Origin of the sequence: Guptibacillus spartinae (assembly GCF_028610625.1) — a bacterium.
Lineage (GTDB): Bacteria > Bacillota > Bacilli > Bacillales > Guptibacillaceae > Guptibacillus > Guptibacillus spartinae.
Window position 1 is genome coordinate 35,355 of record NZ_JAQQWU010000014.1, and the last position, 15,023, is coordinate 50,377.

Below are 15,023 nucleotides of genomic sequence, written 5' to 3' on the forward strand. Positions count from 1 at the left end.
ACAAATCCTTACATAATGAAACGAGATGTGTCGAATTTACTTTGAAGCAACATATTATTAAAAAAGGGGAATGTGAATATGACGACCGAACTGAAGCAAGTAGAAGAACAATTTTTAACATATGTTAAAAAAATGATGAGCTTTAATGAAGCCATTGGCGTTATGTATTGGGACCTACGTACTGGCGCACCAAAAAAAGGCGCTGAACAGCGTTCTGAAGTTATTGGCATGATGTCTTCCGAAGTTTTTGAAATGTCGGTTTCCTCTGAAATGAAGGGATATCTCGATCAACTTACAAAAGAAGATATCCAAGAAAGTTTAAACGAAATCACGCGTAAAACAGTTGAAGAATGTCGCAAAGATTATGAGCGTAATATTAAAATTCCAGCAGAAGAATATTCGGAATACGTGGTTTTAAGTTCGAAAGCAGAAACAATTTGGGAGGAAGCGAAAGAAAAAGCTGACTTTGAGTTGTTTCGACCGTATCTTGAAAAATTAGTGGCATTCAATCAAAAATTTGTCGAATATTGGGGTTATAATGAAAATAAATATGATACACTCCTTGATATGTATGAGCCCGGGGTAACGGTTAAAGTCATTGATCGCGTCTTTAACCAACTTAGAGAGCATATTGTCCCTCTCGTGCAACACGTTGTTCAAGCAAGTGATCAGCCGAAAACCGACTTTTTGTTCGAACATTTTCCAGAAGATAAGCAACAAGCATTTAGTATGGATATATTGAAAAAAATGGGTTATGATTTCGAGGCAGGTCGCCTTGATAAAACGGTTCATCCATTCGCAACAGGGTTGAACCCAGGTGATGTTCGTGTCACAACTAAGTATGACGAAAAGGACTTCCGCACAGCCGTGTTCGGTACAATTCACGAAGGCGGACATGCGCTTTACGAACAAAACTTATCACCGAAATTAATTGGGACGCCTTTATGTACCGGTACGTCAATGGGCATTCATGAATCCCAGTCACTTTTCTGGGAAAACTTTGTTGGCCGCCATTATTCATTTTGGGAAAATAATTACGAAAAGCTTAAAAGCTATTCAACCGGCCAGTTTGATGATGTCTCGATAGAAGATTACTACCGTGCCATTAACGTTGCTGGACCTTCTCTCATTCGCATTGAAGCAGACGAAATGACGTATGCGCTTCATATTATGGTCCGTTATGAAATTGAAAAAGGGTTAATAAATGGCGAAATTGAAGTGAAAGACTTGCCAACCATCTGGAATGAGAAGATGGAAGAGTATTTAGGAATTACGCCAGACAACGATGCAGTTGGCGTTCTTCAGGATGTTCACTGGTCAGGCGGCTCATTTGGTTACTTCCCATCCTATGCGCTTGGCTACATTTATGCAGCACAATTGAAGAATGCTATGCTGAAAGATCTGCCTCAGTTTGATCAACTTTTAGAAAAAGGTGATTTAATACCTATTAAAGAGTGGCTGACAGAAAACATTCATCAGTATGGTAAACTTAAAGATCCAATTGAAATTATTAAGGATATAACCGGAGAGGGCTTGAATGCTGAATATTTAATTCAATACCTTGAAGAGAAGTATTCAAGCGTTTACCGTTTACAAAGTAAATAATTCAAAAATCCTGCCCATGGCAGGATTTTTATTTTTAGTCTGTAGATAACGTATCATATTCATTTTCATTAATACCCACAAATCCATTAAGAATAATGGCAGCAAATAGAGGGGTTCGTTCCTTTAAATCTTCAACTGAATAGAGTCCAGAAAAGTACTGTACAATTAATCCATCGATCATCGCAACAAAGGCGCTAACTCCTTCACGGTAATGTAACGGCCAATATTCTTTGTCCGGGTCGAGCGCAACAAAGCGATCTCTAAGATAAAGAAGCATTTCATCAAATGCTTTTTTGAAAGTTTCTGGGTCTTGTCCTTGGGCCTGTTTACCCATTTCTTCAGTCAGTTTAGGTAGATTTTCCTCATTATAATCCATCGATCCATAAATGAAATTCTCTACGAATTCAGGTACACTTTCTCCTTCACATTCATCCGTAAATGTTTCATATTCACGTGTCAATTGGTATAAGTTTTGATTCATGTTGATCTTCCTTTCTAATATGAATAAAAAATATATTCCCAATTTATATGAGGTAAAACATGAAATTTTTATTGAACTAGGAGAATCAAAAATTGTATGATAGAAGAGAAACATACTAAACGGTTAGTATGAAAGGGTGATAAAGTGGAAAAGCTAACATCATTTTGGCCAGATGGAGTTCCTTCTACATTAACTTATCGATATGGAAAAAGACCCCTCCATGAGTATCTTTCCATTCACGCGGATCAAAAACCAAGCGAAGTTGCCATTGATTACTATGGCTATCAATTAACCTGGGAGAAATGGAATCAACATTCAAATCAGCTTGCAAACTATTTAGAACGGATTGGTGTCAGACAAGGGGATCATATTGCCTTGTTTATGCAGAATTGTCCACAATATCTTATTGCTCACTATGCTATTCAAAAGATTGGAGCAGTTGTTGTTCCGTTAAATCCTATGTATAAAACTTCTGAACTTACTTACTCAATTAAAGAAGCAAACATAAAAGGAATCATATGTGGGATCGAACTTCTACCGATGTTAGAAAAAATTGAGGAAGCTCTTTCCTTTATCGTAACGGTTTCTTATCCATCATTTCTTTCCCCAAAGCAGTCCAAAAGCGTGCCATCTGAATTAGAATCCACTAGTAAATCTTCAAGATTTACGACTTTAGAGTCTCTCTTTGTTACTGAAGAAGTTTCCTTTCAACCTGCCCCCGTCAAATTAGATGATGTGTGTTTAATGGTATTCACATCAGGAACAACCGGCAGACCTAAAGCAGCAATGCTCACTTATGAAAACGCTTTATTTAAAACTGCTGCTACGGTGACATGCAATCAAATTAAACAGGACGACAAATTGTTAGCGATCGCTCCATTGTGTCATATTGCTGGAATGGTAATGGGCGTTAATTTACCTGTATACAGCGGTAATGAAACGGTGCTGCTCAGTCGGTTTAATGCAGAAACGGTCGTATCAGCAATTGAGAATCATCGGATTACAATGTGGTATAGTATCGCCCCGATGAATGGAGCAATCTTGCAAATGCCTGATCTCATCGATCGAGATTTATCTTCGCTTCGACTTAATCTAGCAACAAGTTTTGGTGTGCAAGTAACTCAAGATCTAGCTGAGCAATGGAGAGATGCAACGAATGGATGCCTACTATACGAAGCGTCTTATGGTTTAAGTGAGACACATACATGTGACACATTTATGCCTATCGAAAATATTAAATACGGAAGCTGCGGCATTCCAATTCATGAAACGAAAATAAAAATTATTGATGTGAAGAGTGGAGAAGAAGAAGGTCCACTTGGCGAAGGAGAAATTATTATTAAAAGTCCAGGGGTTTTTAAGGGATATTATAATCGACCTGAAGAAACTGCTGCAACTCTTAATAATGGATGGGTTTATACAGGAGATATCGGCTATCTTGATGAAGATGGATATTTATATTTTCGAGGTCGTCTGAAAGAGATGATTAAAAGTTCTGGTTATAGCGTGTTTCCAGAGGATGTTGAAGCCTTAATGAATGAACATCCAGCTATTAAGCAAACAGCGATTATAGGCATACCCGATCAACAAAAGGGTGAAATCATTAAAGCAGTGGTTGTTTTATACCCTAATCATTCAACCGTATCACCAGAAACATTAATAGATTGGTGTAAAGATCATATGGCTGCTTATAAAGCACCAAAAATAATCGAAATTCGTGAAAGTCTACCTGCTACATCTTCGGGTAAAGTCTTAAGAAGGTTATTAAAGAAGTAAAAAGGAGTGGAATGATGGAATCATATGTAGAAGATTTGAAGAATCGTAGACTTCGTGCGGAACGAATGGGTGGTCAACACAAGATTGATGCGCTTCATGCATTAGGAAAAAAGACCGCTCGTGAACGAATAGCGATTCTTGTTGATGAAGGATCTTTTCTTGAGTTTGGCAAATTAAACACCTCTGAGATTCCTGGACAAGAAGAAAAGAGTTCAGGTGATGGGGTTATTTGTGGGGTAGGGCGTGTAGATGGCCGTCCAGTCGTTGTGCAGGCAGGCGATAAAACGGTGTTTGCCGGTACAGAGGGCGCCGTTCATATTCGAAAAACGAAAGCTGCACATGCTTATGCATTAAAAAGAGGTTTGCCTTTAGTTAATTTAAGTGAAGGAGGAGGGCTACGAATGCCAGATGGAATGGGGTCTGATGGCATTAGCGATAAGCTTTTTCCTCAAGAAATGTTAACCCATCATCGTGAAGTTCCAATGGTAACGGCCATTCTTGGTGATAGCTTTGGAGGACCCACGTGGCTTGCAGTATCTTCTGATTTTGTAACCCAATTAAATGGAACGTGTATGGGAGTTGCTGGACCTAGAATGCTTGAAATGGCGACTGGTGAAAAAATAGAAGAAGAACAATTAGGCGGCGTTGAAGTCCATCATCACTATACAGGACAAATTGATCAATCTTCTGAAACCGAAGAAGAATGCATTGCTCAAATAAAGAGATTCTTAAGCTTTCTTCCATCACATAGCGAAGAAGAACCGCCACTTTTTCTAAATGATGATTCTGTAGAAAGAAGGGTTGATCAGTTGCTATCACTTGTTCCTGAAAAGCGAAATCGCGCTTACAATATGAAAAAAGTCATCGCTGCGTTAGTTGACGATGGGAATTTTTTTGAGATAAAGCCAGAATTCGGCCCTGCACTTCTAACTGTTCTAGCAAGAATCGAAGGGAGATCAGTAGGGATTATTGCAAATCAACCGATGAAATATGCTGGTGCGGCAGGTGTTCAAGAATGCGAGAAGGCTACAGATTTTATTTGCATGTGCGATTCGTTTCATATTCCCTTAATCTTTCTTCACGATATTCCTGGTTTTCGAGTCAGCTCTGAAGCAGAAAAAGGAAAAATTCCAACAAAGATTATGATGTGGAATCAAGCTCTTGCACAATCAACAGTTCCTAAAGTATCAGTGGTAATAAGGAAAAGCGTGGGAGCGGCTTACGGAAATATGTGTGGTCCAACAATGGGAGCCGACTTTGTCGTTGCCTGGCCATCTGCTGAGATTAATTTTACTGGCCCAGAAGTTGGGATCAATGTCGTCTATGGAAGAGAATTGATGCAATCTGAAAATCCAAAAGAGGATCGAGAGAAGCTCTTAGAAAAATGGAGTTTTGATAGTTCACCTTATAAAGCAGCGGCAAAACATTTAATTGATGATGTAATTGAGCCGGGAGAAACGAGGAAGTTTCTTGCTAAAACGCTAGAACTGGCATGTTATAAAAAAGGTTCACTCAGTGAAAGAAAGCTAGCAAATTGGCCAACTGGTTTTTAATTTTTGTTAAAATGTATTGAATATTAAGAATAATAAATTTATACTGGTTGTAAGAACATACCAACCGGTTAGTTAGATATCGGTTAAAAGGAGCGAACAATAGATGAATTTCGATTATTCCGAGCGTTGCCAATCCTACCTTGAAAAATTAACGACATTTATGGATGAATATGTATACCCAAATGAAAAAGTGTATGAAGAACAGCTTTCAGAACAGCACAGTAGGTGGTCAAGCATTCCTCCAATTATGGAAGAATTGAAACAGAAAGCAAAAGATGCTGGATTATGGAATCTTTTTCTTCCCGAAAGTGACTATGGCGCTGGATTAACAAATGCTGAGTATGCACCTCTTTGCGAAGTAATGGGACGATCTATGATTGGACCTGAAGTATTTAACTGTGCTGCCCCTGATACTGGAAATATGGAAGTATTAGTACGTTACGGGACAGACGAACAAAAGAAACAGTGGCTAGAGCCCCTCCTTTCTGGAGACATACGCTCTTGTTTCTCAATGACAGAACCGGATGTTGCTTCTTCTGATGCTACAAACATTCAAGCCCGCATTGAACGTGATGGGGATGAATACGTCATCAATGGAACGAAATGGTGGTCTTCTGGCGCAGGAGATCCAAGATGTAAAATCGCAATTGTCATGGGTAAGAATGATCCAAATGCAGCAAAACACGAACAGCAGTCCATGATTCTCGTTCCACTTGATACGAAAGGTGTTACGATCAAGCGTGTGCTTCCTGTTTTTGGTTATGATCACGCACCGCATGGACATGCAGAAATCGAGTACAAAGATGTCAGAGTGCCAGCTTCGAATATGCTTTGGGAAGAAGGAAAAGGCTTTGCAATTGCTCAAGGAAGGCTTGGACCTGGACGAATTCACCACTGCATGAGGTTAATCGGCACGGCAGAACGAGCGCTTGAAGACTTATGTAAGCGCGTACAAAGTCGCGAAGCTTTTGGTAAGAAAATTTCGGAGCAAGGCGTCGTTCGCGAGTGGATTGCCGATTCTCGTATTGAGATTGAACAGGCGAGATTACTTACACTAAAAGCAGCACACATGATGGATACGGTTGGTAATAAAGAAGCTAAAGCAGAAATTGCCATGATTAAAGTAGTAGCCCCAAATATGGCTCTCCGCGTGATTGACCGAGCCATTCAAGCATTTGGAGGTGCGGGTGTAAGCGATGATTATACGTTAGCAGCTCACTGGGCTAACGCTAGAACGCTTCGACTAGCTGACGGTCCTGACGAAGTCCATCGCAGTGCAGTCGCGAGACAGGAATTGAAGAAATATCGTTGATAAGGGGGATAAGATATGAACGTGATGCAATTATTTGACTTAACAGGAAAGACAGCCATTGTAACAGGAGGAGGAAGAGGGCTTGGCAAGCAAATCGCTGAAGGATTTGCAGAGGCAGGTGCAAACGTCGTGATTTGCTCAAGGAAACGAGAAGCTTGTGAAGCTGTTAGCGAGGAGCTAAAAGCAGCTGGAGTAAAATCACTAGCGTTTGAATGTGATGTAACAAACCAAGAACAGGTTCAGGATGTCGTTGATGCGACCATAAAAGAATTTGGTCGTATTGATATTCTCGTTAATAATAGCGGCGCTTCATGGGGGGCACCTGTAGTAGAAATGCCACTTCAAGCCTGGCACAAAGTAATGGAGGTTAACGTTACTGGTACTTTCTTATTTGCACAGGCAGTTGGGAAAGAAATGATTAAACAAAAAAGTGGAAAGATCATTAACATCGCTTCTGTTGCAGGCCTTGGAGGTGCTGACCCTCGCTATATGGATGCAATCGGTTATAACACGAGTAAAGGTGCAGTGATTACCTTTACGAAAGACCTTGCTGTAAAGTGGGGGAGCTACAATATTAATGTTAATGCAATAGCACCAGGCTTTTTCCCTACAAAAATGTCAAAAGGGTTAATTGAAGCCGGTGGTGAGAGGATGCTAGAAACAACGCCGCTCAATCGGTTTGGGACAGACGATGACCTTAAAGGGGCAGCGCTATTTCTTGCATCGAATGCTTCGAATTATGTAACAGGAGATATCTTAATTGTTGATGGTGGACAACATGCAATGTAGTGAAGGGGGTAATCTAAATGAATCGTGAAGCAGTTATTGTCTCTAGTGTACGAACACCGATTGGAAGACAAGGAGGTGCGTTTGCAACTATTCCAGCACATGAGCTGGGTGCAATCGCGCTTAAGGAAGCAGTAGCACGTATCAATTTAGATGTTGAATCAATCGATGACGTGATCTTCGGAAACGTAATTGGCGGAGGAGGAAATATTGCGAGGCTAACCGCACTGCAGGCCGGTCTTCCTCTATCAATTCCAGGTCTAACGATTGATCGTCAGTGTGGATCGGGATTAAATGCGATAAATCTTGCTGCACAAGCCATTAAATCGGGAGATGGCGACGTTTATGTTGTAGGCGGAGCAGAAAGCATGAGCCTGGCCCCATACTTAATGGAAAAACCGTCTAAGCCATATAGTACGATGCCTCCTCGTTTTATGAAGTCACGCCTTTCTCCTGACGAAATTGGCGATCCTCCAATGGGCATTACGGCGGAAAATTTAGCTGAGAAGTATGAGATTACGCGAGAAGAACAGGATGTTTTTGCTCAAAGAAGTCAAGAGCGAATGGGCAAAGCCATGGCTGAAGGTTATTTTGACTCTCAAATTGCGCCTGTTCACGTACCTGTCCGAAAAGGAGATCCGATTACAGTAACAAAGGATGAACATCCAAGACCTGAAACAACGATCGAACGCCTTGCTTCATTACCTCCCGTATTTAAAAAAGGAGGAAGTGTTACAGCGGGGTCTAGCTCTGGCTTAAATGACGCTGCATCCGCTTTAATTGTAATGTCGCGCGAAAAAGCTGAAAGCATTGGGTTAAAACCACTTGCAGTTGTGAGAGGGTATGCGGTTAGCGGTGTTGATCCGAATATAATGGGAATCGGACCAGTTCCAGCTACGCAAAAATTGATGAAACAAACAGGATTATCTCTTGACGAAATGGATCTAATTGAAATAAATGAAGCGTTTGCCGCTCAGGTACTTGCTTGTGATCGAGAATTGAAAATGAATGAAAATATTGTGAATGTTAACGGTGGAGCGATTGCTCATGGTCATCCATTAGGGGCAACGGGAGCTATTTTAGCAACAAAAGCGATTTATGAGCTTGATCGTCGAGAAGGAAGATATGCGCTGATCACTGCTTGTATTGGTGGGGGTCAAGGAATTGCAACTGTTTTAGAACGCGAATAAGGAGGGATGAAATGAGGCTACAGGATAAGATCGCAATTGTAACTGGAGGCGGTGGAGGTATCGGGCGAGCAACTGCAATTCGCTTTGCCGATGAAGGGGCAAAGGTAGTCGTCTCTGATATTCACGCGGAATCTGGAGAAGAAACGGTCGAACAAGTTCGAAAAATGGGAGGAGATGCCATTTTTTTAAAAACGGACACGGCAAATGAAGGAGAAATGAAAGCGCTTGTAGAAGAGTGTGAACAGCACTATGGTGGCCTCGACATTCTTTTTAATAATGCAGGTGTTAGTAATGAAGAAGTGAAATTAGCTGATATGTCGGTGGATGAATGGGACCGTGTTTTGTCGATTAATTTGAGAGGTGTATTTCTAGGAATGAAATTCAGCATTCCATTAATGGAAAAAAGTAATGGTGGGGCAATTGTTAACACGTCAAGCCTTTTAGGATTCAAAGGAAAAAAATATATGGCTCCTTATAACGCTTCTAAAGGCGGAGTAATTACGTTAACTAAAAATGCAGCACTTGAATACGGAAGTAAAAATATTAGAGTGAATGCTGTGTGCCCTGGTGTAATTGATACGAACATCGTCACACCATGGAAAGAAGATGAACGTAAATGGCCCATTATATCAAAAGCCAATGCGCTTAAACGGATCGGACAACCAGAGGAAATTGCAAACGCCGTGCTATTCCTAGTCTCGGATGAAGCTTCCTATGTTACAGGAACTAGTCTTCTTGTTGACGGAGGCGGATTAACGTTTTAATTACTCGGAGGTGTAAGGATGAACGAGCAAAAAAGTTGGATAAAACATTACCCCGATTCCATTTCCAGCACGATTGATATCCCGAATATTTCTCTACAAGACATGTTAACGAAAACAGTAAAGGATTATCCAGACCAAGTCGCTCTCTCTTTTTATAATAAAAAAATAACGTATCGGGAACTTGGACATCTTTCAACCCTTTTCGGATCAGCTCTTCAACATAATTGTGACATGCAACCAAAGGATCGAGTAGCGCTTATGTTACCAAATTGTCCTCAGTTTGCAATTAGTTATTATGGCGTGTTAAAAGCGGGAGGTACGATTACCCAGATCAATCCAATGCTTGTAGAACGTGAGCTTCAGTACATATTAGCCGATTCTGGGGCGGAAACAATCGTCATTTATGATGCGCTTTATCCAAGGTTGAAAGCTATACAGAACGAAACAAATGTGAAGAATGTCATTGTTGTTTCTCTTCAGCCTACTGAAGCGACTTTCGCTCCTGACCTTACTTTCGATGAATTTTTGCAAAGTTCGTCTAAGGCGTTAGAAGAAGTTTCAATCGATCCTAAAGAAGAGATTGCTGTTCTGCAGTACACAGGTGGAACGACTGGAAGATCGAAAGGAGCTATGCTAACGCACCGTAATTTGATGGCAAACGTAGAGCAGTGCCTCGAATTTTTTAAAGATGAATTCATATTTGGTGAAGAAAAATGTTTAACGGTTATTCCTTTGTTCCACGTTTTTGGGATGACATCTTGCATGAATTTATCAATTCGAATCGGAGCAGAGAGCATCATTTTGCCGAAATTCGACGTTAATGAAGTTTTAAAAACGATTGAAACAGAGAAACCAACTATGTTTCCTGGTGTTCCAACAATGTATGTCGCTTTAACGAATCATCCAGACGCAGAAAAATATAATCTTGGAAGCATCCGAACGTGTAATAGTGGTAGCGCACCGATGCCGGTTGGATTAATGAAAGAGTTTGAACGAAAAACTGGAGCTAAAATTCTTGAAGGATACGGGCTAAGTGAAGCCTCTCCAACTACTCATGTTAATCCTCCTTTTGGTGAGCGTAAGCCCGGGAGTGTCGGGATTGGCTTTCCTTCGACAGAATACAGGATCGTAGATTTGGGGGAAGGAAGTACAGAGGTACCTGTCGGTGAATCAGGTGAGCTGGTAATTAAAGGGCCGCAAGTGATGAAGGGGTATTGGAATATGCCGGAAGAAACGGCAAATACGTTACGGGACGGCTGGTTATACACTGGAGATATTGCGAAAATGGATGCTGATGGGTATGTCTCCATCATAGATCGAAAAAAGGATTTGATAATAGCTAGCGGCTATAATATTTACCCTCGTGATATTGAAGAAGTTCTTTATGAGCATCCAGGCATTATGGAAGCAGTGATTGTCGGTGTGCCTGATCCTTATCGGGGAGAGACAGTTAAGGCGGTGATCGTGAAGAAACCTGGAGCGAGTTTAACTGAGGAAGAAGTCATTTCTTATTGTCAAGACGAAATGGCTCCTTACAAAGTGCCTAAAATCGTAGAGTTTCGTCATGAGCTTCCTAAAACGAGTGTAGGGAAAATTTTAAGACGTTCGATCCGTGATGAAGCCCGACAGGTATAGGTTGGATGCTTCCAAGTAACCTCCATATGATATAATCTAAATCAATGTAGATTGATAGATTGAGAGGGTACTAGCATGAAACACAAACTAACTGTTAAAAGTATTGAACTGTTTGAAAAAAATGGATTTAGTGAAACGTCGATTCAGGATATTGTGGATGCAATCGGTGTAACAAAAGGAACGTTCTATTATTATTTTAAGAGTAAAGAAGCATTGTTAATGGACATCCATTCTTCTTATATCGATGGCATGATTAAGCAACAGAAAGATATTTTAGAAGACGTGTCTAAAAGTTGTAAAGAAAAACTCTACGATATGGTTTATATGCTCATCCATAACGTTGAATTAGAAGGACACAGTGCGCGAGTTTTCTTTCGAGAAATGAAGAATTTAAAAGAAGAAAATCTCGCTGAAATCCTTCCAAAGCGTGATCAAATCCGCTATTACTTTCAGGATTTACTAAAACAAGGTGTCAAAAATGGCGAGTTTAGAAAAGATCTCAATATTGATATCGTCACGTTTGCCATTCTAGGTATTACAAATTGGACCTATCAATGGTACAAGCCGAACGGTCCAGTGTCAGATAAAGAAGTAGCAAGTATTTTTGTTGATATGGTTTTAAATGGGATTGAGGAGAGCAGATAAGCTTTCCTTTTCCCAAAAACATGAAAGCGCTTGCGAATTTTACATCCTAACCGGTTAGTTACTTTGAGGAGGAAATAGAATGAAACTAGAAGAAATCAAAACGATAACAGTACTCGGAGCTGGCTCTATGGGGCACCAGATTGGTATGCTTTGTGCGCTTGGTGGGTATGAAACTATGATTCAGGATATAAATGAAGCTGCTCTAAAAGATGCAGGTGAAAAGCTTGAAGGAATTATGGCAAAGTGGGTTAAGAAAGGCAAAATCACTGAAGATCAAAAGACAGCAGCATTTGGAAGACTTCAATTTTCAACAAATCTTGAAGAAGCAGCGGTAAGAGCTGACTTCATTATTGAAGCCATAGTTGAGAAATTAGATGTAAAGCGTGAAGTGTTTGAAAAGCTCGATCAATTAGCAGATCCCAATACGATTCTGGCAACTAATAGTTCTACAATCGTGAACTCATTAATTGCTTCCGCAACAAATCGTAAAGAAAAAGTCGTTAACATGCATTTCTTCTTCCCACCTCTTGTGATGGACTGTGTAGAAGTGGTCATGAGTGAAGCGACTTCCGAAGAAACAGCCCAGCTTACGATGGCGGTTTGCGAGCGTATTAATCGAACAGGGGTGTTACTAAAAAAAGAAATTTCAGGATTCGTTGCGAATCGGATTTTAGGTGCATTGCAAAAAGAAGCGATGTATCTGTACGAAGAAGGAATTGCAGATTTCCAAGATATCGACTTGATTTGTCGCAAAGCTCTTAATCACCCAATTGGGCCATTCGAATTAATGGATCTATCTGGAATAGATGTTGGGTATTACGTGATGCAGCAACGTTATAACGAAACTGGAAATCCAGAAGACAAGCCCTCAAAATCCATTGAGGATAAAGTGAAAGCTGGAACACTTGGAAGAAAAACAGGAAAAGGCTGGTATGACTATACAAAAGAAGGAGTGAAAAATTAATGAAAATGGTGACGTATGAAATTCATGAAAAGACGGCTATCGTGACGATTAATAATCCCCCTTTAAATGTGATGAGCAAACAAGTATCAACTGAACTTTTTGAGGTTTTTACAGAGTTAGAAGCGAATCAAGATGCTGTAGCTGTGATTCTAACCGGTGCTGGAAACAAAGCATTCATGGCCGGAGCCGATATTAAAGAGTTTCCAGATTGGATTGGACAGACTGGCTTTAAGAATATCGTGATGGAAACTCACCAGGTATTAAATTATTTAGATGATTTTCCAAAACCGACCATTGCTGTGCTTAATGGATTAACATTTGGTGGAGGTTGTGAACTTGCAATGACGTGTGATATGCGAATTGCTGAGGAACATGCTCAGCTTGGACTTCCTGAAATAAAGCTAGGACTTTTCCCAGGTGGTGGAGGCACACAGCGTCTTCCTAGACTTATTGGAGAAGCGAAAGCAAAGGAAATGATGTTCACAGGTGAACCAATTTCAGCTGAAGAGGCAGATCGATACGGTCTTGTCAATCACGTGGTACCATCCGGACAAGGCATGACTTATGCTCAGGGACTCGCTTCAAAAATAACTGGTCAATCTCTGCAGGCTTTATCACGAATCAAAAAAGCAGTGAACAATGGTGCGCACCTGCCTATTGAATCTGCCGTTGAACTTGAAGCAGAATTGTTTGAAGAAGTTTTTCAAACAGAAGATATTAAAGAAGGCGTACAAGCATTTATGGAAAAAAGAAAGCCTGCCTTTACTCACAGGTAATAGAAAAGAGGAAGTTAAATGAGTGTCCATACTAATGTTAGAGTACGATTTTGTGAGACGGATGCGCTCGGCCATGTGAACAATACTAGTTATTTTATTTATCTGGAAGAAGCGCGCGTTCAGTTTTTCGATTATTTGGGTAAGCGAACTGGCACAGACGATTGGCCGTTCATTCTCGTTTCTACGAAATGTGATTTTTTGAAACAGGCCTATTTTAATCAGTCTCTACAGGTTGAGACAACCGTGAAGCGGATAGGGTCAAAAAGTTTCACCCTTATGCATTATATAAAAGATACGGAAAGTAATGCGGTCGTAGCTGAAGGAGAGGCAACAGTCGTTTATTTTGATTTCAAGAAACAAGCGAGTGAAGTGATCCCAGATGATTTACGCTTAAAGCTGGAGGAATCTTATCAGCTCCTCTAACTATTTTTTGAGATTAATGACTGAATATTATGTAATCAGGAGTGTGGCATATGGCTTATTCACACGATACGATCCCTGTCCGAGACGGAGAGGAGCTCGATAAACAGAAACTTGAGCAATTTATCAAGAAAAACATTGATGATCTGAGTGATGATCCTTTACTCGTTGAACAGTTCGGTACTGGGCACTCCAATTTAACTTATCAGCTATCAATTGGTGATTGGGAAGCGGTGCTACGTAGACCACCGCTTGGACCAGTAGCACCGAAAGCTCATGACATGCAGCGAGAGTTTACAATATTAAAAGAATTAAATCCCATTTTTCCACTAGCACCAAAACCGTATCTCTACAATGAGACTTTGCTTGATGCTCCATTCTTTCTTATGGAAAGAAGAAGAGGCATTGTTCTTGATACATCATTTCCTGAAGGCGTTCAACCGACTGAGGATTTGTGTCGAAGCCTTTCCGAAACGATGGTAGATACGTTAGTTGACCTGCACAGCATTGATTACAAAAAGACGAACTTAGCGGAAGTTACTCATCCAGATGGGTTTATGGAACGGCAAGTACACGGCTGGATTAAACGATACAATCGATCAAAAACAGACGATCTTCCAGGTATTGATGAACTTACAAACTGGATGGCGTCAAATATCCCTCAATCTCAAAGTCCTACCGTTATTCATTATGATTACAAATTAAACAATGCGATGTTTGCTCATGACTACAGTGAAATTGTTGGATTATTTGATTGGGAAATGACCACGGTAGGAGACCCGCTTGCAGATTTAGGGGCAGCGATGGGCTACTGGTTACAAAAAGATGACCCAGAGATATTAAAAGCTGGTATGGGGAAAGCACCAGTTACAGTTATGCCTGGTTTTATAACGAGGGATGAATTTATCCAGTCATATGCGAAGAAATCGGGGCGTGACGTGTCTCAAATGAATTTTTACTTAACATTTGCCTACTTTAAACTCGCTGTCATTTGCCAGCAAATCTATTATCGATGGAAAATGGGCCAAACACAAGACGAGCGCTTCCGTCATCTTAATCAATTTGTCGCTAGTTTAATTGCCCATGCACGTGATAATGCCGGAGTAAAGCGTTAGG

14 protein-coding genes are annotated in these 15,023 nt (G+C 40.5%); 13 read left to right on the forward strand and 1 reads right to left on the reverse strand.

What is annotated here, in order from left to right; translation table 11 throughout:
* The first annotated feature begins 78 nt into the window (after positions 1-78).
* Entirely contained in the window at positions 79-1,605 is a 1,527-nt protein-coding gene (locus PQ511_RS19325) for a carboxypeptidase M32 (RefSeq protein WP_273853584.1), read from the forward strand.
* Positions 1,606-1,639: 34 nt separating this feature from the next.
* Here the strand turns inward: PQ511_RS19325 and PQ511_RS19330 are convergent, their stop codons facing one another.
* Complete coding sequence (locus PQ511_RS19330; protein WP_273853585.1) at positions 1,640-2,086, reverse strand: hypothetical protein; 447 nt, start codon at positions 2,084-2,086, stop codon at positions 1,640-1,642.
* A 144-nt stretch (positions 2,087-2,230) separates the two neighbouring features.
* Here PQ511_RS19330 and PQ511_RS19335 point away from each other — a divergent pair, with 144 nt between their 5' ends.
* From PQ511_RS19335 to PQ511_RS19390, 12 genes are all read left to right on the forward strand, one after another.
* Positions 2,231-3,862, forward strand: coding sequence for a class I adenylate-forming enzyme family protein (locus tag PQ511_RS19335; RefSeq protein WP_273853586.1), 1,632 nt, complete (start codon positions 2,231-2,233; stop codon positions 3,860-3,862).
* 14 nt (positions 3,863-3,876) lie between these two features.
* Positions 3,877-5,415, forward strand: a complete 1,539-nt coding sequence (locus PQ511_RS19340) for an acyl-CoA carboxylase subunit beta (RefSeq protein WP_273853587.1) — start codon at positions 3,877-3,879, stop codon at positions 5,413-5,415.
* Positions 5,416-5,518: 103 nt separating this feature from the next.
* The gene (locus PQ511_RS19345) at positions 5,519-6,727 is read left to right on the forward strand and encodes an acyl-CoA dehydrogenase (protein ID WP_273853588.1); all 1,209 of its coding nucleotides are present in this window, start codon (positions 5,519-5,521) and stop codon (positions 6,725-6,727) included.
* Between the two features lie 15 nt (positions 6,728-6,742).
* Positions 6,743-7,516, forward strand: coding sequence for an SDR family oxidoreductase (locus PQ511_RS19350; protein WP_273853589.1), 774 nt, complete (start codon positions 6,743-6,745; stop codon positions 7,514-7,516).
* Between the two features lie 17 nt (positions 7,517-7,533).
* On the forward strand, positions 7,534-8,703 hold the full coding sequence (locus tag PQ511_RS19355) for a thiolase family protein (RefSeq protein ID WP_273853590.1): 1,170 nt from the start codon (positions 7,534-7,536) through the stop codon (positions 8,701-8,703).
* 11 nt (positions 8,704-8,714) lie between these two features.
* Positions 8,715-9,467, forward strand: a complete 753-nt coding sequence (locus PQ511_RS19360; RefSeq protein WP_273853592.1) for an SDR family NAD(P)-dependent oxidoreductase — start codon at positions 8,715-8,717, stop codon at positions 9,465-9,467.
* 18 nt (positions 9,468-9,485) lie between these two features.
* Complete coding sequence (locus PQ511_RS19365; protein WP_273853594.1) at positions 9,486-11,102, forward strand: long-chain-fatty-acid--CoA ligase; 1,617 nt, start codon at positions 9,486-9,488, stop codon at positions 11,100-11,102.
* 75 nt (positions 11,103-11,177) lie between these two features.
* Positions 11,178-11,747 (forward strand): TetR/AcrR family transcriptional regulator, encoded by a 570-nt coding sequence (locus tag PQ511_RS19370; RefSeq protein ID WP_098443799.1) that lies wholly within the window; start codon positions 11,178-11,180, stop codon positions 11,745-11,747.
* A 79-nt stretch (positions 11,748-11,826) separates the two neighbouring features.
* A complete protein-coding gene (locus PQ511_RS19375; RefSeq protein ID WP_273853597.1) occupies positions 11,827-12,711 on the forward strand; it encodes a 3-hydroxyacyl-CoA dehydrogenase family protein in 885 nt (294 codons plus the stop codon).
* Entirely contained in the window at positions 12,711-13,487 is a 777-nt protein-coding gene (locus tag PQ511_RS19380) for an enoyl-CoA hydratase (protein WP_273853599.1), read from the forward strand. Before PQ511_RS19375 ends, PQ511_RS19380 begins: the two co-directional genes overlap by 1 nt.
* Before the next feature lie 18 nt (positions 13,488-13,505).
* Complete coding sequence (locus PQ511_RS19385; protein WP_224594064.1) at positions 13,506-13,910, forward strand: acyl-CoA thioesterase; 405 nt, start codon at positions 13,506-13,508, stop codon at positions 13,908-13,910.
* A gap of 50 nt (positions 13,911-13,960) precedes the next feature.
* Positions 13,961-15,022: a phosphotransferase family protein gene (locus PQ511_RS19390; RefSeq protein WP_273853601.1), complete on the forward strand. Its 1,062-nt coding sequence runs from the start codon at positions 13,961-13,963 to the stop codon at positions 15,020-15,022.
* Position 15,023 lies beyond the last annotated feature (1 nt).

Excerpts from the sequence above, each read along its gene's own strand:
- PQ511_RS19325 (WP_273853584.1), top strand. The coding sequence starts at position 79 with ATGACGACCGAACTGAAGCAAGTAGAAGAACAATTTTTAACATATGTT.
- PQ511_RS19330 (WP_273853585.1), bottom strand. The coding sequence starts at position 2,086 with ATGAATCAAAACTTATACCAATTGACACGTGAATATGAAACATTTACG.
- PQ511_RS19340 (WP_273853587.1), top strand. The coding sequence starts at position 3,877 with ATGGAATCATATGTAGAAGATTTGAAGAATCGTAGACTTCGTGCGGAA.
- PQ511_RS19345 (WP_273853588.1), top strand. The coding sequence starts at position 5,519 with ATGAATTTCGATTATTCCGAGCGTTGCCAATCCTACCTTGAAAAATTA.
- PQ511_RS19350 (WP_273853589.1), top strand. The coding sequence starts at position 6,743 with ATGAACGTGATGCAATTATTTGACTTAACAGGAAAGACAGCCATTGTA.
- PQ511_RS19355 (WP_273853590.1), top strand. The coding sequence starts at position 7,534 with ATGAATCGTGAAGCAGTTATTGTCTCTAGTGTACGAACACCGATTGGA.
- PQ511_RS19360 (WP_273853592.1), top strand. The coding sequence starts at position 8,715 with ATGAGGCTACAGGATAAGATCGCAATTGTAACTGGAGGCGGTGGAGGT.
- PQ511_RS19365 (WP_273853594.1), top strand. The coding sequence starts at position 9,486 with ATGAACGAGCAAAAAAGTTGGATAAAACATTACCCCGATTCCATTTCC.
- PQ511_RS19370 (WP_098443799.1), top strand. The coding sequence starts at position 11,178 with ATGAAACACAAACTAACTGTTAAAAGTATTGAACTGTTTGAAAAAAAT.
- PQ511_RS19375 (WP_273853597.1), top strand. The coding sequence starts at position 11,827 with ATGAAACTAGAAGAAATCAAAACGATAACAGTACTCGGAGCTGGCTCT.
- PQ511_RS19380 (WP_273853599.1), top strand. The coding sequence starts at position 12,711 with ATGAAAATGGTGACGTATGAAATTCATGAAAAGACGGCTATCGTGACG.
- PQ511_RS19385 (WP_224594064.1), top strand. The coding sequence starts at position 13,506 with ATGAGTGTCCATACTAATGTTAGAGTACGATTTTGTGAGACGGATGCG.
- PQ511_RS19390 (WP_273853601.1), top strand. The coding sequence starts at position 13,961 with ATGGCTTATTCACACGATACGATCCCTGTCCGAGACGGAGAGGAGCTC.